This window comes from Nocardia sp. NPDC051321, from assembly GCF_044455225.1.
Lineage (GTDB): Bacteria > Actinomycetota > Actinomycetes > Mycobacteriales > Mycobacteriaceae > Nocardia.
In genome coordinates, this window is the sequence record NZ_JBITEM010000008.1 from 201,446 (window position 1) to 225,431 (window position 23,986).

The 23,986-nt window shown below is 65.6% G+C and carries 26 protein-coding genes and 1 pseudogene; 13 read left to right on the forward strand and 14 right to left on the reverse strand.

Annotation, left to right across the window (positions count from 1 at the left end; all coding sequences use genetic code 11):
* Positions 1 to 219: 219 nt before the first annotated feature.
* The 3 genes from ACIA8C_RS20670 to ACIA8C_RS20680 are packed head-to-tail and all read right to left on the reverse strand — an operon-like array spanning position 220 to position 2,340.
* Positions 220 to 1,062: an ABC transporter permease gene (locus tag ACIA8C_RS20670; protein ID WP_397136936.1), complete on the reverse strand. Its 843-nt coding sequence runs from the start codon at positions 1,060 to 1,062 to the stop codon at positions 220 to 222.
* Positions 1,022 to 1,861, reverse strand: a complete 840-nt coding sequence (locus ACIA8C_RS20675; protein ID WP_397136939.1) for an ATP-binding cassette domain-containing protein — start codon at positions 1,859 to 1,861, stop codon at positions 1,022 to 1,024. The genes ACIA8C_RS20670 and ACIA8C_RS20675 overlap by 41 nt, the downstream gene beginning before the upstream one ends.
* A complete protein-coding gene (locus ACIA8C_RS20680; RefSeq protein ID WP_397136941.1) occupies positions 1,858 to 2,340 on the reverse strand; it encodes a MarR family winged helix-turn-helix transcriptional regulator in 483 nt (160 codons plus the stop codon). Before ACIA8C_RS20680 ends, ACIA8C_RS20675 begins: the two co-directional genes overlap by 4 nt.
* A gap of 144 nt (positions 2,341 to 2,484) precedes the next feature.
* Here ACIA8C_RS20680 and ACIA8C_RS20685 point away from each other — a divergent pair, with 144 nt between their 5' ends.
* Together ACIA8C_RS20685 and ACIA8C_RS20690 are read left to right on the forward strand one after the other, a co-directional pair.
* Positions 2,485 to 3,423 (forward strand): helix-turn-helix domain-containing protein, encoded by a 939-nt coding sequence (locus ACIA8C_RS20685; RefSeq protein WP_397136944.1) that lies wholly within the window; start codon positions 2,485 to 2,487, stop codon positions 3,421 to 3,423.
* Positions 3,420 to 3,623 (forward strand): hypothetical protein, encoded by a 204-nt coding sequence (locus ACIA8C_RS20690; RefSeq protein WP_397136946.1) that lies wholly within the window; start codon positions 3,420 to 3,422, stop codon positions 3,621 to 3,623. Before ACIA8C_RS20685 ends, ACIA8C_RS20690 begins: the two co-directional genes overlap by 4 nt.
* A 61-nt stretch (positions 3,624 to 3,684) precedes the next feature.
* Here ACIA8C_RS20690 and ACIA8C_RS20695 read toward each other — a convergent pair whose 3' ends face one another.
* The 3 genes from ACIA8C_RS20695 to ACIA8C_RS20705 are packed head-to-tail and all read right to left on the reverse strand — an operon-like array spanning position 3,685 to position 6,862.
* The gene (locus tag ACIA8C_RS20695) at positions 3,685 to 4,596 is read right to left on the reverse strand and encodes a ketopantoate reductase family protein (RefSeq protein ID WP_397136948.1); all 912 of its coding nucleotides are present in this window, start codon (positions 4,594 to 4,596) and stop codon (positions 3,685 to 3,687) included.
* Complete coding sequence (locus tag ACIA8C_RS20700) at positions 4,593 to 5,864, reverse strand: glutamate synthase-related protein (RefSeq protein WP_397136951.1); 1,272 nt, start codon at positions 5,862 to 5,864, stop codon at positions 4,593 to 4,595. The genes ACIA8C_RS20695 and ACIA8C_RS20700 overlap by 4 nt, the downstream gene beginning before the upstream one ends.
* Positions 5,861 to 6,862, reverse strand: coding sequence for an asparagine synthetase A (locus tag ACIA8C_RS20705; protein ID WP_397136953.1), 1,002 nt, complete (start codon positions 6,860 to 6,862; stop codon positions 5,861 to 5,863). Before ACIA8C_RS20705 ends, ACIA8C_RS20700 begins: the two co-directional genes overlap by 4 nt.
* Positions 6,863 to 7,527: 665 nt before the next feature.
* Between ACIA8C_RS20705 and ACIA8C_RS20710 the strand changes: the two genes are divergently transcribed.
* The 7 genes from ACIA8C_RS20710 to ACIA8C_RS20740 are packed head-to-tail and all read left to right on the forward strand — an operon-like array spanning position 7,528 to position 15,644.
* The gene (locus ACIA8C_RS20710) at positions 7,528 to 8,640 is read left to right on the forward strand and encodes an LLM class flavin-dependent oxidoreductase (RefSeq protein ID WP_397136955.1); all 1,113 of its coding nucleotides are present in this window, start codon (positions 7,528 to 7,530) and stop codon (positions 8,638 to 8,640) included.
* 11 nt (positions 8,641 to 8,651) lie between these two features.
* Positions 8,652 to 9,890, forward strand: a complete 1,239-nt coding sequence (locus ACIA8C_RS20715; RefSeq protein ID WP_397136958.1) for an MFS transporter — start codon at positions 8,652 to 8,654, stop codon at positions 9,888 to 9,890.
* Positions 9,887 to 10,375, forward strand: coding sequence for a cobalamin B12-binding domain-containing protein (locus ACIA8C_RS20720; RefSeq protein ID WP_397136960.1), 489 nt, complete (start codon positions 9,887 to 9,889; stop codon positions 10,373 to 10,375). The genes ACIA8C_RS20715 and ACIA8C_RS20720 overlap by 4 nt, the downstream gene beginning before the upstream one ends.
* On the forward strand, positions 10,375 to 11,613 hold the full coding sequence (locus ACIA8C_RS20725; RefSeq protein WP_397136962.1) for an acetyl-CoA carboxylase biotin carboxylase subunit family protein: 1,239 nt from the start codon (positions 10,375 to 10,377) through the stop codon (positions 11,611 to 11,613). Before ACIA8C_RS20720 ends, ACIA8C_RS20725 begins: the two co-directional genes overlap by 1 nt.
* Positions 11,610 to 13,133 (forward strand): hypothetical protein, encoded by a 1,524-nt coding sequence (locus tag ACIA8C_RS20730; protein WP_397136965.1) that lies wholly within the window; start codon positions 11,610 to 11,612, stop codon positions 13,131 to 13,133. The genes ACIA8C_RS20725 and ACIA8C_RS20730 overlap by 4 nt, the downstream gene beginning before the upstream one ends.
* A gap of 1 nt (position 13,134) precedes the next feature.
* Positions 13,135 to 14,382, forward strand: a complete 1,248-nt coding sequence (locus tag ACIA8C_RS20735) for a methylaspartate mutase (RefSeq protein ID WP_397136967.1) — start codon at positions 13,135 to 13,137, stop codon at positions 14,380 to 14,382.
* Positions 14,379 to 15,644, forward strand: a complete 1,266-nt coding sequence (locus ACIA8C_RS20740) for an ATP-grasp domain-containing protein (RefSeq protein WP_397136969.1) — start codon at positions 14,379 to 14,381, stop codon at positions 15,642 to 15,644. The genes ACIA8C_RS20735 and ACIA8C_RS20740 overlap by 4 nt, the downstream gene beginning before the upstream one ends.
* A gap of 8 nt (positions 15,645 to 15,652) precedes the next feature.
* Here ACIA8C_RS20740 and ACIA8C_RS20745 read toward each other — a convergent pair whose 3' ends face one another.
* A complete protein-coding gene (locus ACIA8C_RS20745) occupies positions 15,653 to 16,117 on the reverse strand; it encodes a winged helix-turn-helix transcriptional regulator (protein ID WP_397136971.1) in 465 nt (154 codons plus the stop codon).
* A gap of 86 nt (positions 16,118 to 16,203) precedes the next feature.
* Between ACIA8C_RS20745 and ACIA8C_RS20750 the strand changes: the two genes are divergently transcribed.
* Both ACIA8C_RS20750 and ACIA8C_RS20755 read left to right on the forward strand, forming a co-directional pair.
* Positions 16,204 to 17,421, forward strand: a complete 1,218-nt coding sequence (locus tag ACIA8C_RS20750; RefSeq protein WP_397136973.1) for an MFS transporter — start codon at positions 16,204 to 16,206, stop codon at positions 17,419 to 17,421.
* A gap of 61 nt (positions 17,422 to 17,482) precedes the next feature.
* Complete coding sequence (locus ACIA8C_RS20755) at positions 17,483 to 17,620, forward strand: hypothetical protein (protein ID WP_397136976.1); 138 nt, start codon at positions 17,483 to 17,485, stop codon at positions 17,618 to 17,620.
* Between the two features lie 128 nt (positions 17,621 to 17,748).
* On the opposite strand, the gene ACIA8C_RS20760 is transcribed toward ACIA8C_RS20755, so the two are convergent.
* The 5 genes and pseudogenes from ACIA8C_RS20760 to ACIA8C_RS20780 all read right to left on the reverse strand — a co-directional run bounded on the left by ACIA8C_RS20760 (position 17,749) and on the right by ACIA8C_RS20780 (position 20,851).
* Positions 17,749 to 18,069, reverse strand: coding sequence for a nitroreductase family deazaflavin-dependent oxidoreductase (locus ACIA8C_RS20760; protein WP_397136978.1), 321 nt, complete (start codon positions 18,067 to 18,069; stop codon positions 17,749 to 17,751).
* A 75-nt stretch (positions 18,070 to 18,144) separates the two neighbouring features.
* Positions 18,145 to 18,639, reverse strand: a complete 495-nt coding sequence (locus tag ACIA8C_RS20765; protein ID WP_397136980.1) for a histidine kinase — start codon at positions 18,637 to 18,639, stop codon at positions 18,145 to 18,147.
* A gap of 173 nt (positions 18,640 to 18,812) precedes the next feature.
* The gene (locus tag ACIA8C_RS20770) at positions 18,813 to 19,007 is read right to left on the reverse strand and encodes a hypothetical protein (protein WP_397137447.1); all 195 of its coding nucleotides are present in this window, start codon (positions 19,005 to 19,007) and stop codon (positions 18,813 to 18,815) included.
* Between the two features lie 115 nt (positions 19,008 to 19,122).
* Positions 19,123 to 19,527: pseudogene (locus ACIA8C_RS20775) on the reverse strand (class I SAM-dependent methyltransferase); the annotation flags it as partial.
* Positions 19,528 to 19,615: 88 nt separating this feature from the next.
* Positions 19,616 to 20,851 (reverse strand): cytochrome P450, encoded by a 1,236-nt coding sequence (locus tag ACIA8C_RS20780; protein WP_397136983.1) that lies wholly within the window; start codon positions 20,849 to 20,851, stop codon positions 19,616 to 19,618.
* A gap of 202 nt (positions 20,852 to 21,053) precedes the next feature.
* On the opposite strand from ACIA8C_RS20780, the gene ACIA8C_RS20785 reads away from it, so the two are divergent.
* The gene (locus ACIA8C_RS20785) at positions 21,054 to 21,131 is read left to right on the forward strand and encodes a tryptorubin family RiPP precursor (protein ID WP_218023992.1); all 78 of its coding nucleotides are present in this window, start codon (positions 21,054 to 21,056) and stop codon (positions 21,129 to 21,131) included.
* A 135-nt stretch (positions 21,132 to 21,266) separates the two neighbouring features.
* On the forward strand, positions 21,267 to 22,274 hold the full coding sequence (locus ACIA8C_RS20790; RefSeq protein WP_397136985.1) for a cytochrome P450: 1,008 nt from the start codon (positions 21,267 to 21,269) through the stop codon (positions 22,272 to 22,274).
* 26 nt (positions 22,275 to 22,300) lie between these two features.
* On the opposite strand, the gene ACIA8C_RS20795 is transcribed toward ACIA8C_RS20790, so the two are convergent.
* Positions 22,301 to 23,545 (reverse strand): RNA polymerase sigma factor, encoded by a 1,245-nt coding sequence (locus ACIA8C_RS20795; RefSeq protein WP_397136987.1) that lies wholly within the window; start codon positions 23,543 to 23,545, stop codon positions 22,301 to 22,303.
* A complete protein-coding gene (locus ACIA8C_RS20800; protein WP_397136989.1) occupies positions 23,542 to 23,934 on the reverse strand; it encodes a YciI family protein in 393 nt (130 codons plus the stop codon). The genes ACIA8C_RS20795 and ACIA8C_RS20800 overlap by 4 nt, the downstream gene beginning before the upstream one ends.
* Positions 23,935 to 23,986 lie beyond the last annotated feature (52 nt).

Here is a 23,986-nt window from a genome sequence, read left to right on the forward strand (position 1 = left end):
ACCGTTTCCTGTCGAAGTAGCGAAAGAAACAGTCGAAGGAGAATCATTGTGGCCGGTCTGAAGTGCAAGTGCCATCGCCCGCTGGTGGATTGTCAGGCGTGCAAAGGAAAGGGCGGGGGATCCGACCTCGGCAACCACCTGACTTGTGGTCAGTGCGATCAAGGGTTGGTCTGCCCGGACCACGGCAAGCACTGGAAGTAACCTGTCGGCGCCGGGCTGCTAGCGGGTCAGGCGTCCGAGAAGGGCTGAGGCGCAGGCGATTCCGATGATGGCGGCGAGGACGAGGACGCCCATGTCGGTCCAGAGGTGGTAGGTGCCGCCGACCAGGAGTCCGCGCAGTGCGTCGACTTCGTAGCTGAGGGGATTGATGTGGCTGATGGCGCGCAGCCAGGCGGGCATCAGGTCGAGGGGATAGAGCGCGTTGGAGGCGAAGAACAGTGGCATGGTGATCGCTTGGCCGATGCCCATCAGGCGGTCTCGTTTCACCACGAGGCCCGCGATGGTCATCGAGAGGCATGCGAAGAAGGATGCGCCGAGGAGCACGGCGACTACCGCGGCGAACAGCTTCAGCGGGTTCATCGTCATGTGCACGCCCATGATCAGTGACAGCATCACGATGATCAGCACCTGGGATACCGCGCGTACCCCTGCGGCGAAGCATTTTCCGGTGATGAGCGCGGGTCGGGGAGTCGGGGTGGCCATGAGCTTGTTGAGGATTCCGGCGTCGCGGTCCCAGATCAGCATGATGCCGTAGAAGATGGCGATGAACAGTGCCGACTGCGCGATGATGCCCGGCGCGAGGAAATCCAGGTAGGGCATGTTCCCGGTGGGGATGGTGTGCAGCCGGGCGAAGGTGGTGCCGAAGATCAGCATCCAGAGTGCCGGTTGTACTGCGCGCGTGACGAGTTCGGTGCGGTCGTGGCGCAACTTCTGGAGTTCGACCAGCGCGAAGGTGTTGATTCGGGAGCCGAGGGTGCGCAGTCGGGCGATGCCATGCGGGGCCAGTCGCAGCGGCGGGTAGTCAGCCTGCTCGTTGAGCGGTTCGACGGGTGCTTCGGACACCGCGCAGCCCTCCTTCGGTGGTGGTCGAGTCCTCGTCGAGGGCGGCACCGTGATGGCGGAAGACGTCTTCGAGGGTGGCATCGGGGCCGAGGGCCGTCTTGAGTTCAGTGGGGGAGCCCACCGTCTGCAGTTTTCCCTTGTGCAGCAGCGCGACTCGGTCGCACAGCAGATCGGCCTCGGCCATGTAGTGGGTGGTGAGCAGTACCGTGGTGCCGAAGCGGTGGCGCAGCTCGCGCACCCGGTCCCAGACGCTGTCGCGGGCAATGGGATCCAGGCCGACGGTGGGTTCGTCGAGGATCAGCAAGGCGGGCCGATTGACCAGAGCCTGGGCCAGTTCCAGTCGGCGGACCATGCCGCCGGAGTAGCCTGCGGCGAGCCGATCGGCCACCTCGAGCAGGTCCATGGCGGACAGGACCTCTTCCACTCGCTTGGCGCGTTCGCGGCGGGGTACGTCGAACAGGCGCGCGAACCAGGTGACGTTCTGTCGGCCGGTCAATGCGCCCTCTATCGAAAGTTGTTGTGGCACATAGCCGAGGTTGTAGCGGATATCGATGTCGCGCCGTCCGACCTCGAATCCGAGCACCCGGACGGTGCCCTCCTGTACCGGCATCAGCGTGGTCAGTAGGCGGATTGTGGTGGTCTTGCCCGCGCCGTTGGGGCCGAGCAGGCCGAAGACTTCGCCGCGTTCGATGCGCAGGTCCACGTGGTCGACCACGATGTGCTCGCCGTAGCGGTGGGTCAGGCCCGTGCATTCGACGGCCGGGCTGTGCTGGGGTGGGGCAAGGGAATTCGAGCTCATCGCCGTGTCCTCTGTTCGTGCTCGTGCAGGATGCCGGTCAGCTTGCCGACTACCGCCAGGCCGCGGATCAGCTGCTCGCGTTCGTCGGCGGTCAGCTCGTCGAGCGCGGCGGCGACCAGTCCGTGTCTGCGCCTGCGGGTTTCGTCGACCGTCCGCTGGACCGGTGCGGGCAGGCTCAGCCGGGTCGCGCGCCGGTCTGCCGGATCCGGCTCGCGCACCAGCAGATCCGCCTTCACCAGCGCGGTGACGAAGGTCGACACGCTGTTGGGGGCCAATCCCATTTCGGTGGCCGCGGCTTTGACCGAGATGTGCGGGTTGCGGCCGACGAGGCGCAGGAACTCCGCCTGCGAGGCGCTGACGCCGGGCTGATCGAAGGATCGGCCGACCAGCCGCGCGATCTGTCGGCGGAAGCGGCCGAAGGTATTCAGTAGTCGCCCGACCAACTCCTCCTGGGCCGTGGCATCCAGCTGCGCTTCCATGTCGCCATATTAGCTCTGACTAAGAGCTAAATCTAGATCGGTCTGTGGTACTTGGCCGGTCGAAGGGGTCAGCGGTCCAAACGTACGCACATTTGCACGAACATCCGCAAGCACAGTTAGGCGGGAAAGTGCCAAACTCGAAGGGTGAAGAAAGATCGAGCCTATGCGCGTGACGAGCCGCCTGGCGCCCAGGACAACACGAATATCGGTGATGTACCGACCGTTCTCCGGCGGATGCTTGGCTCGCGACTCCAGCAGTTACGCAAAGAACGGAAGCTGACCCAGCAGGACGTCGGGGCCGGAATACATACTTCGGCCCCGACGATCAGTCGCATCGAATCCGGCATGGTCGGGCTCCGCACCTGCGACGTGATCAAGCTGCTGGAGTTCTATGGCGTCACCGATCCCGAGGAGCACGACAGATACCTGTCGCTGGTGCGACTCGGCAACCGGCCCGGCTGGTGGCATCGTGACAGTGATTCGCTGCCCAAGGGATTCGAGTTGCTGAACCTGGAGTCGGCCGCACGCACGATTCGCTGTTACGAGCCCGCGGTCGTCCCCGAACTGCTGCAGACGCCGGAATACGCCAGGGCGGCACTGCGATTACGGTATCCGGAGCGACCGGAGGGCGAGCTCGACCGGCTGCTCGAGGTGCGACTGCGGCGCCAGGAAATTCTCGGCCGTCCCGGCGCACCGTACCTGTGGATTCTGGTCGAGGAGAGCGCGCTGCGCAGGCCGATCGGCGGTATCACGGTGTGGCGCAATCAGATCGAGCGCCTCGGCGAGGCGATTCAGACAGCGAACATCGTCATGCACGTGGTCGGCGATGAGGTCTGCGGGCAGGCGATCGCGGGCAGCGCGTTCCTGTATCTGCGCTTCAACGAACCGCAGTTGCCCGACGTCGTGTGCGTCTCCCAACCGACCAGCACGTTGTACCTCGAAAGCTGGGAAGACATCAAGCGCTACCGGTATATCGCCGACCTGCTCGCCATGCGCGCCGCCCGACCGAGCGAAACCGCGAGTCGGCTGGAGTCGCTCGAAGCCGGGCCGGCACTGCCGGGCAGCGGAACAGTGTCGGCATGAGTTCGACGCCATCCCAAGAAGATTCGGGCCCGCAGCCTTCGGAGTCACACCCCAATGGCCCGCCGTGGCTGGAGTTGGCGGCCGCGGCGGCCGTCGCGGCCCCGGTAGGTTTGTTGACCGATTGGCCGACCGCGGTGCAGGTGCTTGTCACCATTTTCGGGGGGATGATCAGCGTCCGCCAGGTGTCAGATCGCCGGTAGGCATGTGGTTGTCTGTGCGCTGACGCCGAACTGAGCATCGGCGACTGGCTCCTGACCGCGACTATTCGGTGGGGGCAGATCCGTTTCTCAACGGGGTGAGTGCGGCGACCAGTCGTTCGGTCAGGGGCGTGGGGATGGTGCGTTGCTGGGCGATGCGGAGTAGGGCGCCGCCGATCGCGTCCAGTTCGAGGGGGCGGCCTGCTTCGGCGTCGCGTTGCATCGACGACTTGGCTTCCGGGGGGAAGGTGTCGTAGAAGCGGAGGGCTGCTTCGACGTCGGAGGCGGGGTTGAGGGCGGCGATTTCGGTGACCAGGTCGACCAGTTCGGTGCGGTGCTCGGTGCGCAGGGTGCCGACGGAACATCGGTAATGGGTGGTCAGTAAGGCGAAGGGGGCGAGGAAGAAGAGTTTGGCCCAGAGCATGGCGACTTCGTCATCGCGTGTTTTCGCTTGTACGCCAGCGTCGTTGAGGAGCGCGACCAGTGCGTCGAGGCGGGTGGGTGCGGTGGTTGCGCTGGCGAGATCGATCTCGACGAAAGGGCTGCCGTGTTCGATGGAGCCTGGCGCGACGCGGTTCGACGCGACCCGGATCACGCCGGGCACAACCAGTTCCGGTCGGTACCGCTCGCGCAGGGCCGAGGGATGTTCGATTCCGTTGAGCAGCGGTACAACCAAGCCGTCGCCGAGGACAGCAGGGGACACCCGGTCGACGGCCGCGGCGAGGGCGTTCTGCTTGACCGTCACCAGGCACAGGTCAACGGGTTCACGTAACTCGGTGTCCGCCTGAGCTTTTACGGTGAAGTCGCCGAACATCGCACTGTGCACGTGCATGCCGTGCTCCTGCACGATGCGCGCCGTCTCGGACCCGCCGAGGAAGGTCACCCGGTGCCCGGCCCGGGCCAGCAGCGCGCCAACCAGCCCGCCGACACCGCCGGGTCCGAGCACCGCCACGCGCCATGGTCGCTCTGTAGTCATCGCGTCCTCTCGTTGTCAGCAGGGAACCATATGTCCTCGGTGGCCAGATCAGTGGTCCGGTATTTACCGAGCGCGCTGATCAAGAGCCGGAGCTCCAGGTCGAACGCGGCGAGCAGGTTTGTCAGTCCGTGATCGGCGTTCTCGTCGGCGGCGACCAACGCGGCCCGGCCGAGGCCGGCTGCCGAGGCGCCGAGGGCGAGGCATTTGACGACTCGGGTTCCCTCCCAACATCTTCCGGAGACCAGCAGGCTGTGCTCGTGCCGGTCGCGGCCGGCGACGCGACGCAGACATTCGGCCAGCGGCAGACCGACATGATCGAGGAAACCGTGCGGTGCCCAGCCGGTGCCCGCCTCGGCGCCGTCGATGGTCACCGCGTCGGCGCCCGCCGCCCAGGCGACCTCGGCGGCGTCGGCCACGTCCCGGGCGGGCGGCAGCTTCACCCAGACGCGGCAGCGCGGATAGTTGTTGCGCATCAACCGGATCTGCTGACGCAGGATCTCCGCGGTGAAGGTGCCGGGGGTGGCCGAGCGCAACACCGAGGCGTCGGCGGCGTCGTAGATGTCCAAGATGTCGTACTGCGCCGAGAGGTGCGCGGCGCGTTCGCGGGGGATGAGGGTCATGCCGCCGATGCCGGGTTTCGCGCCCTGGCCGACCTTCAGCTCGAAGGCGAGGCGGCCGGTGGCCAGCAGCGGCTCGCTGGCCGGGTCGCTGTACACCAGGTTCCATACCTCGGCGTCGGCGTCCTCGGTGCTCTGCTGGACGATCACGCCGCCGAGATCGTCGGCGGCCATCTTGGTGTATTCGGTGAGCCGACGCAGCAGTGAGCTCTGTTCCTCGTCGGCCATCCGGCCGTATCCCGAGACAGGCACGATGTTTTCGCCGATCACCATCGGCACGCCCGCCGCGCCGGCCTGCCCGGCGACCGCGACGCCGAGATCGCCGTTGGCCACGGCGGTGGATCCGAACGCCGAGACATACACCGGCAGCGTCGAGCGCAGACCGCCGATGGTGGTACTCAGATCGACGTCGCCGGCCAGCGGTTCCCGGCCGAGGTCGAACATCTTCTCCGCGCGCAGCGGCACGAACACGGGCGGCACCAGCCGGGCGTGGTCGATCGCGTCCATCGCCTGCGCACCCGGCGCGTCCTGGCCCTGCCCGAACAAGGTAGCGCCGTACCGCGCGTTGTCCGGAAACACCGACCCCGCCGCGGTGCGCGCCCGCGCCCGCACCTGCCGCTCGGGAAACCCAGGAGCCGACAGCACACTCATGGACGTAGCTCCCCAGGGATCTTTGGGTAGGCGGTGGCTTGCCACACAGCGGCGAGGCCGCCGAGGAATCGGGTGAACCGCTCGACGCCGAGGCCGAAACCAGCGCTTGGCGACAGTCCGTCCCGGGCCAGGGTGAGGTACCACTCGTATTTCGCTGGGTTCTCGCCGGTTTCGCGCATCCGGGTGAGCAGCGTGCGGTAGTCGGACTCGCGTTCGCTGCCGCTCATCATCTCGCCGAACCCGCCGGGGAAGATCAGGTCGAAGTTGCGCAGCATGCCCGGCTCGTCGGGGTTCTCGCTGTCGTAGAAGCCGCGCGAACCCTTGGGGTAGTCGGTGATGAAGAACGGGCGGGTGGCGGCCGCGGAGATGATTTCCTCACCCTGCCAGTCGATTTCGGTGTGCTCATGCTGGTCGTGGCCGAGGTCGCGCAGTTCGGTCACGGCGGTGGTGTGCCGCCTGCGGTCGTAGGGCGCCGCGAGCACCTGCTTCAACTGTTCGAGATCGCGGTCCAAAATTTCCAGCTCGCGCTGGGCGCTGCTCAGGACGTATTCCACCGCGTACTTGGTGAGGCGCTCGGCCACGTCCATGGCGTCTTCGCGCGAACCGTTCGCGATCTCCACATCGAGCTGATGGAACTCCGCGAGATGCCGATGGGTCACCGCGGTTTCCAGTGGCTCGAGCCGCACGTTCGGGGCCACATGGAAGATCTTGTCGAAGGCGAGCAGCGATGCCTGCTTGTAGAGAATGCCGCTGGTCATCAGCTTGTAGCGATGACCGTAGTAGTCGATATCGACCTGTTTCGCGCCGCGCGCCCCCGGGTCGGTGACCGGACCGATGATGGGCGGCAACAGCTCGGTGAAACCCTCCGCGGTCAGAAATTCGCGCGCGGCGGCCAGAAATCGGGCCTGCACGGTCAAAGCCGCAACGGTTCGTTTCGACGTGAGATGCGCCCGTGGTAGTGGCGGCGCGGCTGCGGCCGGTTCAGTCAATTCAGGCAAAGTCCGATCCGTTCAATAGTCGTGCGAGGGAGCTCGTCGTTCATCGGCACGATGTTCGTCGAAACCGTGAATAGCAAGACTGGACGCGTGTGGCGTCGGAGCTCCGTCCCGTGTATTCGCCATCTGAAATATGCAGGCAAGCCGAAAGTGTTGACAGATGCCCGAGGATTTCTCGTATGCAATGGGTCGGCTATCGGCTAACGTATATATCCGAGATTCTTTACAGAATACTCGGTAACTGGTGGGAAACGATTGCTTGACGGTTTACGTCGAACCCCCCGTTCCTGTTGCGCTGGAATGCTTACGCACTGGTAGCGGCCCAATTCTCCCCTGTCTGGACGTTGCCGTCCACCCCCCGGACGGGGGGATTTCACACGGAAGATCATTTGCTGGACAACCGCGTAGTCCGGTGGCCGAACAATTGTGCAAGTGTGACGTGCAGGCAGCTTATACTCCTTTGACAGCGGCGGACAGCCGAGGTAACTTTGCCTTAACAGGGCAGGGGTAGTCGGCACGGGGGCGCGACTTCCTTTGGGAGCTTCCGGGGGGTACAGCTCCGGACGTGTGCATTCTGAGAGGGTGGTCTTGGATCGGCTATTGCCTGAATTGGTGCTGTGCGCCTTATGCTGCCTCCGTTGCGATACCGGAAGTGAAATCCGATAAAAATGAACTACGACCGTACGAACTTCGCCCCACTGTCCCAGACCCGAAACCCGGGCGCGGGGGAGTTGCGGTTCCATTGGTGTGCGCCGCTGGACAGCGGGCAACAGAAGGCGACCGAGAAGTACCGAGTCGGCGAACTCGACTTCGACGGGATGGTGGACTTCGTACAGGAGGCCGACGCGCTCGGCGTCGACTCCCTGCTGATGGGCATCGCCGACTACATGCCCGACCCGCTGCCGATGATCGGCGCGCTGGTCCGGGAGACCGAGAACGTCACCTTCATCCTCGCCTACCGGCCGGGCCTGCTGTCGCCGACGCTGTTCACCCAGGTCGTGAACACGATCTCCTGGATGTCCGACGGACGCATCTCGTTGAATCTGGTCGCGGGCATCTCGCCGGCGGAGCAGGCCGGATACGGCGATTTCGTCGCCCACGATGGACGTTACGCGCGCACCCAGGAGTTCCTCGACATCTGCCACCGGTTCTGGAGCGGGCAGTCGCCGCTGTCGTATGAGGGTGAGCACTACGTCATCAAGGAGGCCGCGCTCGGCCTCGGTTACAAAGGTGGCGGCAGGCCCGAGATCTACCTCAGTGGCGCTTCGGAGATCGCGCAGGAGACGGCCGCCATGTACGGCGACTGCTGGCTGCGCTACGGCGATACGCCCGAGGGGATGGGCGCCGCGGCCCGTCCGGTCCTCGACAAAGGCACACGGGTCGGTACCCGCATGCACATCCTGGCCAGGGCGACGCGGGAGCAGGCGCTCACCGATCTTGCTGCCATGCAAGAGAATCCGGACGAAAAACATCGGGAGTGGGTCGCGCGGGTCGTGGCCGCCTCGGATTCCGTAGCCGTGAAAACGTCCTTCCGGCTGGCCGAGCAGGCCGCCGACGACTGGCTTTCGCCGATGATCTACTCCGGCTTCGTCCCCTATCGCGGCGGACCCGCGCTGTGTGTGGTCGGCAGCTATCAAGAGGTCGCCGACTACCTCTACCAGTACAAGGCGGTCGGGGTCAGCGAGTTCATCTTCTCCGGCTGGCCCACCCGCGACGAGATGCGCATCTTCTACACCCACGTTCTGCCGCTCATCCGGGATCACGAGAGACGGCTGGGGTGAAGCAACCGGCAGTGCCAAAGCGCCGGGGGAATGCGCTGTTCGCCACCGGGGTTCTGCTCGGACTCGTTGCCGAACAGGTTGTGCTCTTCGCGGTGCCGCTGTTGATCTTTCACGACACCAAGCAGGTTTCCACCCTCGGCTTCGCGTTCGCACTGGAGTGGCTGCCTGCGCTGATCGCGTATCCGTTCGCGGGTCTGCTCGCGGACCGCGATGGTGGCGCAAGGCTTTTCACCAGAGTCGCGGTGATGCGCGCGGTGATCCTGGTCGTGGTCGTGCTTGTCTGTCTCGCCCGGCCGGGTTGGCTGGTCCCGGCGTTGATGACCGGGGGTGCGTGCCTTTCGGTGTGCGTGGCGCCCATCCGGATGTCGATCGAAAGGATGGTGCCGCAGATCGCCCGCGACTCGCAGATCGCCACGGTGCAGTCGCTGGTGCAGAACATGGAGTTGCTCGCCATGGCGCTCGGACCGGCCCTGGCGATTCTGGCCGCGGCCTTCCTCGGCAAACTGTGGCTGCTGCTCGTCGCCGCGGGCGCGTTCGCGATCAGCGCGGTGACCTGGCTGCCGCTGCCACGACCGAAGGTGCGCGCCGCCGTCGGGTGGGCGGCCCGAGAAGTGCTGGCGGAGTTGGCGATCGGATGGCAGCTGATGGTGCGCATTCGTCCGGTGCTGCTGCTCGGCATCCTCAACTTCACCATCAACCTGGTGGTCGGCGTGCTGATCGTGTCGAACGCGGCACTGGTCACCGACGTCTTCCACGCGCCCGACTCCGCGTACGGCGTGCTCAATGCGGCCGTCGGTGTCACCGGGCTGCTGAACCTGCTGCTGATGCCCGCCCTGCTGCGCCGTTTCGGCGTCGAACCCATTGGGGCGTTGGGCTTTTGGCTGATGTGCGCGACTGTGCTGATAGCCGCCCTCGCACCCTCGTATCTGGTCTATGCCCCCGCTTTCGTCGTGATGCTCGTCGGCGACGCGCTCTACAACATCTACAACCGCACCCAGCGGGTGAAGGTGATTCCCCGTGCGCATCTCGGCAAGGTGATGGGTCCCTTCTATCTGCTCAACCTGTTGTCCTATCCGATCGCGGGCCTGCTGATCGGTGGTCTGGGCGCCGACATCGGCGCACAACGACTCGCGCTGTGGCTGGGCACCCTGCTCTGCCTGTTCGGCGCGGTCTTTCTGCCGTTGACGATGGCCAGTTTCCGAAAAGCCTTGCTGGCCCGCGAGAACGCTAACGTTGAGGTCGTGACATGAACGCTCGTTTCCGGTGTGTGCTGAGCACCGTTGAGTCGGATTCCCATCTCTGGAACCTGGTCTACCTGCAGAAGCTGCTCGAGGAGCACGGCGCGACCGTCAACAACCTCGGCACCTGTACGCCGGTGCGACACGTGGCCGACGCGATCCGCGCGGACCGGCCCGACCTGCTGGTGGTGTCGAGCGTCAACGGTCACGGTTTCCACGGCGCGCAGGTGCTGCTGTCCGGCCTGCGGGAACGCGGGCTCGAGGTGCCGTGCGCGATCGGCGGCAAGCTCACCACCGCGGTATCCGACGACGACCGGGTCCGCCGCGCACTGCTCGAACTCGGCTACACCGACGTGTTCCTCGGTGACGACGCCATCGAACGCTTCCGCGGCTTTCTGCGTTTCGGTCTGGCACAAGGGTTTTCGGCCTGGCACGCGGAGCCGGCGCTGATCAGTCCGTGGGACAGCGAGGACGCGGCGACGCGAGAGGTGTTCTGATGCATATCGTCATCGTCAATCGGTGGCCGCGGTTTTCCGACGGAATCCGCTGGGACAACGAGCTCACCCGCTACGAGGAGTTCATCGATCACGAGGCCAACCGGGTGAGTTACATCGTGGATGGTCCCGGTGCCGACGGGGTGCTCGCGGATCCGGCGCGGATCGCCTGTCTGGTGCGGGTCGAGGACGTCAACGATGTGGCGGCCCTCGGTGCGGCCGTCCGGGAGATCACCGAGCGGGTCGGGCCGGTCGACGAGCTGATCGCCCTGTCGGAATTCACCCTGGAGATCGCGGCGAAAGTCCGTGCGGAGCTGGGCATTCCGGGACCGACGCTCGATGAGGTCGCCGTCTACCGGGACAAGGTGCGGATGAAGCAGGTGCTGGACGAGGCGGGCATCCCGGTGCCGCGCTTCGCCAACTGCGAAAGTGCCGACCAGGTGCGGGATTTCGCGGAGTCCTGCGGCTATCCGCTGATCCTCAAGCCGCTCGGCGGCGCCGCAAGCATCGGGGTGCGAAGGGTGGACAATGCCACCGAATTGGCTGCCGCGCTGACCACCCTCGAGCTGGCCGATTACGAGATCGAGGAGTTCATCGCGGGGCAGATCTACCATGTGGACGGCTTCGCGGATGACGATGCCCGCGTCGCGTTCCAGGCGGTTTCGCGCTACATCAACGACTGTTTGTCCTTCGCGCACGGCACGCCGCTGGGCTCGGTCCTGATGGGGCCCTCGCCGCAGCGGACGCTGATCGAGGAATTCTCGCGGCAGATCATCTCGGCACTCGGCTTGCGCCGCTTGCCATTTCACCTCGAGGTATTCCTCACCCCGTCGGGTGATCCGGTGTTCCTGGAGATCGGCGGGCGAGTGGGCGGCGCCGAAGTACCGCACCTGCTGTACCGGGTGTTCGGCGTCAACCTGTACGAGATGTTTCTGCGAGTGCTGTCGGGTGGTCCGGTCCCGCCGGTGCCCGAGGTGGTCGACTCCTCCGGGGGTTGGCTGATCATGCCCAAATCCGCCGAGCTGACCGAGCGGGTGGTGCGGGCCGCGTCCATGCGGGACCAGGTGCCGATCGTCTGGCGGGAGCTGCTGCCCGCGCCGGGCGAGGTGCTTGCGCCGGGCGGCGCGTACGACGCGCTGCATCGGGGGCGCTTCATCGTGTTGCACGAGGATGAGCACGTCGTCGAGGCCGGCATCCGAAAGATCATCGAGAACTTCGACTTCGAGGCGGAACCGCTGTGAACAATGGATACGAGGCCTCGGACATTCGTCGCGCGCAAGCTCTCCGTGACGCCAACGACGACCTAGCACGCTACGAGCAGCTGATCGGCTTCCTCACCGCGGACGAGCGCCTCGGCGTCGCGGCCGTCGGCGACAAGTTGATCGAGGACGCGGGCGGCCTCAGCAAGCTCGCCGACTACAAGGTGATGGTGGCTTACGGCGGCGGCAAGGACAGCACCTACGTCGTGGCCTTCGTGCGTGCCGTGCAGTTGCGTCTGCAACTCGCCTACGGCAGAACCTTTTTGATGCGGGTGGCGAACATGCGGCACGCCGGGGTGGTCAGCGCGGTGATGGAGAACATCGATCGGGTCTATTCCGCGCTGGGCCTGCTCGACGATGAGCGGGTCGACCTGCTCACCATCGACCACACCGAGATTCGCCGCTTCCGTGTCGATCTGCCGCTGCCGGACAAGCTGGTGGCGATCAACCGGCTCGACGTGCTGATGAACGGGCACCGCTCGGCCGGTGACGGACGACCAACCTTCTGCAATAGCTGCAACCTCGCGGTCGCCGACTTCTACGGTCGCGCCGCCTGGTGGCGCGGCGGCGTCGACGCGATCATGACCGGCGACTCCCGGCGCGAGCAGGCCCTCTACGCCGCGTGGATTCTGCGGCTGGCCAAGGGAATCGGCGTCGATGTGCAGCGCAAGGGCATGACGTTCCAAGACCTGCTCGCGGCGTTGCGCGGGGTCGGCGACGCGTATTTCCGTGAGCTGTTCGGCGACGACGAGCACGAGCCCGCCGAACGTGAAGTGGCGGTGGGTGATCGGTCGGTGCAGCCAACCTTCGTGTCGATCTACGACCTGGTGAGCTATCGCGTGCACGATCATTGGGATCTGATCGTCGACTTCCTCGGCTTCCGATTCGACGATCTGGCGTTCAGCTTCACCGAATCCGATTGCGCCAACCCGACTCTCATGGCCCACCTGCGGGGGCTGCGGGTCGAATACGTCGAGGGGCGGACCTATCAGGCCGGGATCCGCGAGTATCTGGAGTTCGCCGAGACGATGATGCGCCGCAAGGAAATGCCGGACCGGCTCATCGATCTGGCCCTCGGCCGCTACGACTCGCCGGAGAAGATCGACAGGCAGCGCGAGGTGGCGGCCACCTATGCCGAGAACGCGTTCGGACTTGGCGAGGACGAACTCGTCGCCATGGTCTTCTCGCCGTTCACCAATTCCGGTGCCCGACTGGCGGAATTCGTCGAACGGTGCCATCCCGAGCGGGTCGACGAGGTACCGGCATTGCACGCCGCCCTGCGTGGCGAGCCGGGCACCGACAGCGCGGCCGGGTGGCTGTCGGAGGTGTCCGGGCTGTCCATCACGCACCTGCGCACGCTGTACCGAAGCGCGCTGGTCGATTTCGCGGCCGGTGACACCGTGATGGCCAGGGTGCGCGCGGGTGATCCGCACAAGTCCCAGGTGCACACGGTCGACCCGCGATCGGGATTACCTACGCTCGAGCTGATTTCGGGCCGGTGACGTGGCGGGGTTCTTCGACAGTTTCGTGGCGGACCGGGCCGCCGCGGGGCAGTTGGTTGTGCAGCCGCGGATGGGCATGGGCAGCCTCTCGGCCATGCGGTCGGGTCTGGCCAGGGTTGCCCACCTTAATATTCCGGTGATTGGGACGCTCACGCTCGACAGTTACACCCGTGTCGGCGATTACCAGAGCCCGCTGGAACGCCTGGCCGCGGGGGAGGAGTTAAACGGGTATCCCCTTGTCTCGCATTCGGTGTCGGACACCCGGAAGGTGCTTGCCGGGCTGTACGGGCCCACGTTTCCGGTCCAGGTGCGCCACGGCACCGCGCTGCCGCTGCGGGTGTTCCAGCGGTTGGTCGAGGTTGGCCTGGACGCGACGGAAGGCGGGCCGGTCTCCTACTGCCTGCCCTACAGCAGGCTGCCGCTGCGCGATGCGATCGAGGCGTGGGCGCAGAGCACCCGGTTTCTCGCGGGCGCGGCCGAGTTCGGCCATATCGAGAGCTTCGGCGGATGCCTGCTCGGTCAGCTGTGCCCGCCGTCGCTGCTGGTGGCGATGGGGGTGCTGGAAGGGTGTTTCTTCCGGCAGCACGGCTTGCGGTACATGTCGTTCAGTTACGCGCAAGGAACGCTGGCCGAGCAGGATCGTGGCGCGTTGCGGGCGTTGCGAACCCTCGCCGCCGAGTACCTCGGCGATATGACCTGGCATGTGGTGTTCTACACCTACATGGGTCTTTTCCCGAGGACGCCCGATGGCGCGACTCGGTTGATCCGCGACAGTGCCCGGCTGGCCATGGCGACCGGGTGCGAGCGGATGATCGTGAAGACGGTGTCGGAGGCGTGGCAGATCCCGTCCGTCGCTGAAAACATTGCGGCGCTGCGTATTGCGTCGGAGGAGGCGGACGGGCCGCTCGATCCGGCCGCTCCGGCCGAGGCGCGGTATTTCCGTGAGGTTCTCGATGAGGCGCGGACCCTCATCGATACGGTGCTCGACCTCGACCCGGATGTAGGGGTGGCGCTGCTGCGGGCGTTCGCCGACGGGCTGCTCGATGTTCCCTACTGTCTGCACACCGACAACCTCGGTGCGACCACCTCGGTCATCGACGAGCAGGGTGCGCTGCGGTGGGGGAAGTTGGGGCGACTTCCGTTGCCCGCAAGCGCCGCTCGCGAGGATCTTGCGCGGCTCGGCTCGGACGCGCTCTACGGGATGCTCGACCACGTCGCGAATAGTTATGACAGCAGGCTGATTCCATGAACGATCAGATGAGATACGTTATGTCCGAGGGTGGTTCGTCTACCGTCGTGCTGGTGGACGCGTTTTCCACCGGGGCGCTGCTCGCTCGGCAGGCGCGGCACCAGCACCGGTTGATCCATGTCCAGTCCCGTTCGCACCTGCCCGCGACGTTCTCCGCGAGCTTGCCTGCCGAGTTGTTCGCCGCGGACCTGTCCTATGCGGACCAGGCCGACGATGTATTGCGCAGGCTCGCGGACCTGGCGCCCGTCGCGGTGATCGCGGGCAGCGAGTACGGCGTCGAGGTGGCCGACGAGATCGCCGCGAAACTCGGGTTGCGCGGCAATGATCCGGCGCTGTCGCATGTGCGGCGGGACAAGTTCTACATGCTGGAGGCGGTGGCCGCCGCGGGTCTGCGGACCGCGCGGCAACGGCGCGGCAGCGACGCGACGGAGCTGGTCGAATGGCGGCGCGCCGAGGGCCTCGGGCGGGTGGTGGTCAAGCCGCTGGACAGCGCGGGATCCGATGACGTGTTCATCAGCGACTCCGCGGCCGAAGTTCGTGCCGCGGTCCGGGCGATCATCGGCAAGACGAATTTGATGCTGCGGACCAACGCGGCCGTGCTGGCACAGGAATATCTGGTCGGGGACGAGTTCATCGTCAATTCGGTCAGCCGGGACGGTAAGCACTGGTTTACCGACGCGTGGATCAGCCACAAGGTGACGGTGCGGGACAACCGCAGGATCTACGACTGCGAGGACCTGCTGTCGGAAGCCGATCCGCGGTTCACCGAGATCCTCGACTACGTTTCCGGCGTACTCGACGCGCTCGGCATCGCGAACGGGCCCGCGCATACCGAATTGATCTATACCGCAGCGGGTCCCGTGCTGTTGGAAACCGGAGCGCGGCTCTCGGGGCTGGCCAATCCACGCGCGCTCGATCGCGGCACGGGAGTGAACCAGGTAGACCTGACGATGGACTGCTACCTCGGCGACGGACGCGCGCTGGCGGCACAGCCGTCGGTGTATACCCGCCGCGCACCGGCGCGGTGCGTGAATCTCATTGCGCACCGGGAGGTTCCGCTGCCCGCCCAGGCGCTCCGGGATGAGCTCGAACGGTTACCCGCCATCGAGAGCGTGCGCTTCCGCATCGCCGACCAAGCGATGACCAGGCCTACGGTCGACCTCAATTCGTCGCCGGGTGTGGTGTTTCTCGTGCATCAGGACGCGGCCGAGATCGAACGGTCCTATTGGACGCTGCGTCGGTTGGAGCACGAGCTGTTGTAGCCCGCCGATCACGCGTCTGCGGGGAAGGCCTTGTGAACTCGGGTGGTGGCCGCGGTGACGGGGTTGCCCGCGTGGTCTTCGGTGCGCAGTCGGGCGATGGGTCTGCCGTCGTGGTCGACGAGGGTCGAGCGGGGTTCGCCGGCGGTGAAGGCGTGGCGTTCTCCCCATTGGCGTAATGCGACGACGACGGTGAAGAGATCTCGGCCGGCCGTGGTGAGTTCGTAGCTGTGCCGCTTGCCGCCGGGGGCGGTGCTGGTGGTGAGGATGTTGTGGTCGACGAGTTTGCGCAGGCGGTCGGTGAGGATGTTTCTGGCGATGCCGAGCCGTTGCTGGAATTCGGTGAACGTCGCCGCGCCGTCCATGGCGTCGCGCACGATCAGCAGGCTCCATCGGTCGCCGACGAGGTCTACGGTGCGCGCGACCGGGCAGGTGGGGTCGGTCCAGTCGCGGCCGGAACTGGGCGTCGCGGTCATGAGCCTCCGTTCTATCGGTTGCAATATGAAACTATTATGCCCTATCTTCAAATAGTTGCATTTTGCTACTAATTTCGGGAGGTGTTGTGGCCGTAGGAGTCACGAGGTCACAGCGGTTGGTGCTGGCGCTGGTGTGCGCGGTGGCGGTGTCCACGATCTATGCGATCCAGCCGGTATTGGAGACGGCGGGCACTGGATTGGGACTGGCGCGCGAGTCGTTGGGCTGGCTGGTCGCCGCCGGGCAGGTCGGCTACTTCGCCGGTCTCGTCCTGCTGGTTCCGCTCGGCGATGTGTTGAATCGTCGTCGGCTCATCACCGTGCATCTGGTGCTCACCGCCGTGGGGGCCGCGGTCGTGGCCGTCGCGCCGAACGGTGTGGTCGCGGTGGTGGGGTTGGCGGTCGCGGGTCTGTTCGCGGTCGTGGTTCAGGTGACCGTTGCCTATGTCGCCGCCGTTTCCGCGCCGAACGAGCGGGGACGCAATATCGGCGCGGTCACCTCCGGTGTGGTGATCGGCATTCTCGGCGTTCGCGTCGTCGCGGGTGTGCTCGGCGACACAGTCGTCTGGCGTGCCGTGTACGCGCTGCTCGCCGCGCTCTGTCTGGCACTGGCACTCACCGTCCGCGCGACACTCGACCCGGACAGCCGGACCTCCGACGCGCGGTACGTCCAGGTGCTGGCGTCGATGGGGCGACTCGCCCGCACCGATCGACTCTTCCTGAGCCGAGGACTGATCACCTTCTTCCTCTTCGCCTCCTTCGGCACCCTCTGGAGCGGGCTCGCCCTCCCGCTCGGCACCGACCCCTGGAACTTCGGCACCACCCAGATCGGCCTGTTCGGAGTGGTCGGCCTGGCCGGTGCCCTCGGTGCCGCCCGCGCCGGACGATCGGCCGATTCCGGTCGCGCACAGGCGATTACCGGTTCCGCGCTGGTGCTGCTGACCGCCGCCTGGCCACTCATCGCCCGAACCGAAGCGGCCCTGTGGTTGCTCATCGTCGGCATCATCCTGCTCGACTTCGCCGTCCAGGCTGTCCACGTCAGCAGCCAGCACCTGCTGACCGCGGCGCACCCGAACAACGCCAGCAGTGTCATCGGCGCCTACATGGCCTTCTACTCCCTCGGATCCGCGCTCGGCGCGATCACCACCACCTGGGCCTACAGCAATTGGGGCTGGTCGGGCTCCTGCTGGGTCGGCGCCGCCTACGCTGTCGCCGCACTGATTCTGTGGGGAGCAGCCCAGGTCACCGGCATCACCCGGCGCGGTGCCGCGAGTCAATCCCCGGGGCATCAACCAGCCAGGGTTTGACGTTCGAGGAACCGGGAATCGCGGTGCTATACCCCCGTCCGACTACCGGAGGTTTCCATCCATGACGGCCGCACGCTCGTACCGCACCGAACCCGCGCTCATCGACAACGTCCCTGGAGCCTTACTGGGGCTGTTGCTGCTGGTAGTAATCGCCGCGATCGCCCTCAGTTCGTCGCTGGCCGCCGCGAGTCCGTTCTAAGCGCGCCTGGGTCTCCGCGCCGCCGATCGGTCGAAGCTGGCGTCTTGCGAACCCTCGTCAAGGGGGTGTGTCCGCGCCACTTGCAACTTCAGTGCGGACGATCGCGGCACTCATGGCTCCGTTCGGACTTACACGGGCGCGACGCGGAATACCGCGATTCGATCCGCGGCAGCGGCGACACCCTGCGGAGTCGGGTCGTCGACCAAGCCGGTGGTGACGAACAGATTGCCTACTCGCGCATGGCTGTTCGCGATGTGGTCGTGCAGGATCGGCCGCCGCTCCTCGACCGGCAATTCGACCAATCGCACTACCGAGGACCGGCGACCTCTGGACAGGGTGACAGTCTGCGCAGCGTGCACGTTGGCGACCCAGGCGGCCTTCGGATACGCCTGGAAGATGTAGCGCTGTCCGGCAATGGGGATCACGCTGTCGGGAAACGGCTTTGACACGTTACGTACGGAGCAGCGCCTCTCCCAGCAGGCGGTGCCGCCAGGGAGAGGCGCTGCGTGGCTGTTGAACGGTGCTCAGCCGGCGTCTGCTGACTCCAGCAACCCCGGCACGGTCTTGGTGGTGTTGTGGCGGAAAATGTTGACCGCGCCGACTACCTCGTCGGACTCGTCGCGGATCGGGAAGACGTTCACCAGTGCGAGCAACCGGAAACCATCGGGCTGTTCGCAGATGACGTCGGCGTCGCGGACGGTGCCGCCGTTGTTGATGACTACCGAGGGCGGGGCGGCTTCATGCGGCATGACCTCGCCGGACGGGTAGCGTAAACGGAAGGCGCCGCAGTACTTCTCGGTCGTGCCCAGTTCTGGACTGCGGCCCCAGGCGCCGATCGCGGTCTTGTTGCAGGCGATCAGCGTGCCGTCCTTCTCCAGCACGTAGATGCCGACCTCGATGTCGTCCATCGCGGCCTGGTCGCCGAGCAGGCCACCCGGCACCAGGTGCCCGTTCTCGAGCTTGCCGTGAAACGTGAGATTGTCCAGTTCGCCAGCGGCGATTTGTTTGCTGATACTCATTTCGTTCCCGTCACTCGGAATACTGCGATCGATGAAGGAATTGGGCGCATCGCTCAGCCAAGTGGAGGCGACATCCGCGCCCTTTCACCTCAGGTAATTGTATCGAAATCGCCTGTCCGGACGGTCTGTTCACACATATGGAGCGCACGCGGATCTGGAACTATTCATCCGCTTCAACGCCGCCAGATGTCGATGGCGGTCTCGTGGGTGTGTTCGCTGAACATCCCACTTAGGCTGGCGTTGTGTAAGAGGTGGCGGAGTTCGGTCTCGAAGCTGGCCAGGGTGTCGCCGAACAGATGTGGTGCCGTTCGGGAGCAGGCTCGCGCCCGCGCGGCGTACCGGACCGAGGTGCGAGCGTACCAATTCATCGATCGCAGAATGCGGTGGTTTGGGGTACGGAGTCGGTGCTGCGCCTGCGATACCTTGATATGTATTCGCATGCACGTGGACGCAAACTCCGCCGCTCTCAAGCATATCGTGCACCGCAGCAGCGACTTTCGGCCGATCCATCCAGTGAAACGACTGGGCGAAGGTGATCACTTCGAAACGGCCGAGTCCGGCGGGAAGATCCTCGGCGCGCATGCACACCCACCGGGTGTTGGGGATCGCGGCCTGCGCGGCGAGCCGATCGGCTTCGCGGATCATGTCGGCGTCGACCCCGACGGCTTGCTCGAAGTTGCTGGCCAGCAGCAGAGTCAGTGAACCGGGACCGCACCCGACGTCCAGCAGCCGACCGGAACCATCGAGGCGAAGCTCGACGGTCAGCGTCTCGGCGAGCGCCTTCGGATACGGCAGCCGACCTCGCGCGTAGTACGCGGCACTACCGCGATACAGCGACGCATCCCATGCCCACCCGTTTTCCTCCACTTGGTGAGCATAAAAGACCATGAACCCGCCGCACCCTGTGGTTACGGTCAAGGGGGCGAAGGCGCTGGCCTGGGTGGGGGACGGTTCGCGGTGAGCGACGGTGAACGGATCACGATCCTTGGTGAGCGCTGGTGGTGCCAAGTCGTACTGGGAGTTCGGTGAGGGTGGGGAAGCCGAAGTTGTTGTGCCAGATCAAATCTGGGTATGTGCATGCCAGGTGTAGGTTTGGAAAGCGGTGGAGTAGGGCGGCGAAGGCGACTGTTGCTTCCATGCGGGCCAAGGGGGCGCCTACGCAGAAGTGGGCGCCATGACCGAAAGCTAGATGGTGGCTGGCGTCGCGGGTGATGTCGAGGTGGTCGGGGTCGGGGAAAAGGGCTGGGTCGTGGTTGGCGGCGGCTATGGCGATGTGGATGAATTCGGCTGCTGGGATTTCTATGTCGCCGATTTGTATCGGCTCCGTGGTGTAGCGAATGGTGGATAGGTGGATCGGGCCGTCGAATCGGAGGAACTCGTCGACGGCCGCGGGGAGTGTTGAAGGGTTGGCGCGCAACGTATTCGAGAGCGAATCGTCGCGGAGCAGTGCGAGTGATCCGGTGGTCAACAGATCGACTGTCGTTCCGTGGCCGGATACCAGCAGCATGACGGCCATGTCTTCCAGCTCGGCTTCGGTGAGCGACTCGCCGTTGTCATGGGCGTGTATCAGCTTGGACAGCAGATCGATACCTGGATCAGCTCGCTTTCGAGCCACTAATCCGCTTAGGTAGGAGCGTAATTCGCGGAATGCCTGGGCACGCTCGTCACCGACGACTCGGAACAGGTCACGTGCCCACTGCTGAAATCCCGGTATTTCGTCGCGGGGTATGCCGAACATGTCGCAGATCATGCGGACCGGTAGCGGCAGGACGAATGCGGTGAGCAGATCGACCTCGTCGTGCTCGGCCATCTCGTCGAGTAGCGCGTGGGTGGTCTGCTCGATGTGGGGGCGCAACTCGGCGATGGCACGGTGGGTGAAGGCCTTGTTGACCAGCTTTCGCAGCCGGACATGTTGGGGCGAATCACTATTGGCCATGTTGTGGTCGAGGTTGGCGAGCGGGGCGTTCGGCGGTGCCGTCGGATGCTTCTGGTGGAAGAGCTCTCTTATGCCATCGGCGCTCTTGCGTAATCGTGGATCACGCAGCGCGGCACGGGCTTCGGCGTAACCGACGACCAGCCAGCTCACCACTCCCGAGGGCGTGTGTATGCGCAGCACGGGACCTTGCTCCCGCCACCGGTGGTAGTACGTGTGCGGGTGCGTATGGAAGTCGTCGTCCAGCATTTCGATTTGCGTCGAGGCCGCGATAGTCATTGTGCGCCTTAGCTATTCGCTGACAGGCAAGATTTACCAATCGCTACTGTACGTTGCGACGCATAATATTTGCATCACGCCCATAGCATTTGACGATAACTTCACCGAAACGTACCTGCCGCCAACGGGTCTCACTTACGCTCGACCGGTGCCTGCGATCCAGGCGCGCCTACCGGACACACTCACAACCGAAGGTGGAGTCATGACTCTCGTACGTATGGTCAAGCGGATGAAGCAACAGAAGAGCCTGAAGAAGTACGCCTGGTACGGGTGGATCTGACGCTTCCGGGTAGTTGTCGCACTCGCGCCCGCCGGTAACCCCGCCGGGCGCGAGTCCCGTCCTGTCATCCGGGAGTTCGTCATGTCCATACGGCACAGTGCTGGAAATTCACGAACCGTTGTTTTCGCGCCGCGAATGGCCGAACTTTTCGAAAAGTACCGTGGCGCCGACCTTTTCCGCCTCGAGCCCGACACCATCGGAATCGCCGGAGCCGATCTGATGGACGCGGTACTCGGCGCCAGGCCCGCGCGACCCGACGAACGCCCGACCTTCAAGCCCGTACATCGGCGGCTGGTCAGCCGGGTCGACGCGTCCACCTTCATGCAGGCCGTCGGCGCGGATGTGCGCGCGGCGTTGAAGGTTCCGCTCGAGACGGATGGCCCGCTCGTCGGCGTCTGGCCGCAGCGAGCGCACGATTATGTGCGCGATCTGGTCTTCGGCGGTGAGGATTTCCGATTCCGGATGCTGGTCGACCGCAGGCTCGAACTGACCCCGAAGCTGACCTGGTCGGCGGTCACCTCTGGTGCCGCGCTGATCGGCAGAACGGGACAGCGGCGACCGCTGTCGAAGCTGGCGACACAGGTGTTCCAGGCCAATGGTTTTCGCGATCGCCGATACGCCATGTACCTCTATCGCCGGGTCGCGGCGCCGGTGTGTTTCACGGTGGCCGCCTTGGTGACCAGCGCCATGTGGCTGGCCTCGCCGCTGGATCCGGAGACCTCGAACCGCAACATCCTGCTAGAGACCCTGCGGTTGCTGCCGCCGTCCTGGAATCTCCTGCGCCTCAAAGGCTCCGAGTATTCGGCGGTCGACGCACGGATCGGCGTTGGTGATGACCTGCTCTTGCTGCCCTTGCTCAGCCAGCGCGACCCCCGCCTTTGGGAAGCACCGGACGAATTCCGCCCCGAGCGCTGGGAAAACCTCGATCCCGAGGCGCACCCCGGCTATCTACCCTTCGGTCACGCGTCGGAACGATGCTGGGGCCGCCACATGGTCATGCCGCTGGCCGAACGCGTCCTCGACCTCGCTCGCCGCGACGACCTCCGGGTGGACGCGAACCAGACCGTCGGCAAGGTCGACCTCGACGGGCTGCTCGAGATCGCGTCGGTCCGGGTTTGCGCCGGATCGGTTGTGGCCGAGTAGGTTCAAGCGGCTTCGGGGATATGTAGCTAACTCGGATCGGTAAGGCGACGTACCCGACCGTTGAGGTAGCGCTGTTCGGGAACGCTCGCGGTGAGTTGCGCGGCCCGCCGGTAGCTGTCGATGGCGCCGGTGCGGTCGCCGATCATTTCCAGTAGATGGGCGCGCACCGCGTGGGTCCGGTGATGACGCCGCATGGCCGGGTTGTCGAGCAAAGGTGCGATGAGGTCCAAACCCTGCTTCGGGTCGACGGCCATGCTGAGGGCGACGGCCCGGTTGAGCGTGACGAACGGGCTCGGCGCGACTCGATCGAGCATGGCGTAGAGCACGCCGATCTGCGGCCAGTCGGTGCTCGCCCAGGTGGGCGCCTCTGCGTGCACGGCGGCGATCGCGGCCTGCAGCTGGAAACGGCCGACATGGCCGCGCGGCAGGACCCGCTCCAGAATGCCGACGCCTTCGGCGATCAGGTCGCGATCCCAGCGGGGGCGGTCCTGCTCGGCGAGCGGGACCAGGTTGCCGTCCTCGGTGCGGGTCGCGGCTCGGGAACGGGTGAGCAGCATGAGGGCCAGCGCGCCCGCGACTTCGTCATGATCCGGTATCGCGCAATGCAATTGGCGGGTCAACCGGATTGCCTCATCGGTCAGACTGCCATCGACCAGTGTGCCACCGGCGGAACGGGTGTGGCCCTCGGTGAACATCAGATGGCACACATCGAGTACGGGCGCGATGCGCGCGGGCAGGTCCGCCGGGCTCGGGAGTGCGAACACCGCGCCGGCCGCGCGCAGGGTCGACCTGGCCCGGGTCAGGCGCTGCGTCATGGTGCGTGGCGGGACGAGGTAGGCGGCGGCGATCTCGCCGACGCCAAGGCCGCCGACGGCGTGCAGGGTCAACGCGACCTGTGAGGAACGGCTCAGGCTCGGGTGGCAGCACAGCACGAACAGCTGCAGCATGTCGTCGCTGTCGGCGGTGGTCACCTGATCCGCAGGCCGCGCGAGGTGCGAGTCGCTCGGCTGTGCGACGGCCACCGCCGCTTCGCGTCCGGCCCGTGCACCGTCGGCACGCAACCGGTCGATCAGCCGCCGCGACGCGACGGTGATGAGCCAGCCCCGCGGATTGGCGGGCAGCCCCTCGCGCGACCACTGCACCGTCGCCGCCTCGGCCGCTTCCTGCGCGGCGTCCTCACAGTCGCCGAGGTCGCCGTGCCTGCGCAGCAGGGCGGCGAGGACATGCGGCGACTCGTGCCGCCACACGTCCTCCACCACCCGGTTGTTCACTGGTCGTCGCCGCCCGGCCACATCGTCGGCCGCAGTTCGACGGTTTCCCCCGGACCGGCGAACTGCGCGGCAATCTCCTCGGCGCGAGTGTGGCTTTCCACGTCGATCAGGAAGAACCCCGCCAAATGCTCCTTGGCTTCCGAATACGGGCCGTCGGCCACCAGCGGTTTCCCGTCGTCCCATCGGTACAGCCGCGACGACTCGGGCGCCCCGAGTGCCTCGCCCGTCACCAACTCACCGTTCTCCTGCATCTCGCCGAGCAACTTCTCGAAATCGGCGGTCATCCGATCCCGCTGTTCCGGTGGCATCGCCTGGTATTCGGGCAGGTAGTCGCCCGTCGGATGGCCCCAGGGCTGCGGGTTGGAGTGAATCAGGATCACGTACTTCATCACGGCTCCTTCGCGTCGCGGATGCGCCCGGCTGACCCATCCTTACCTGAGA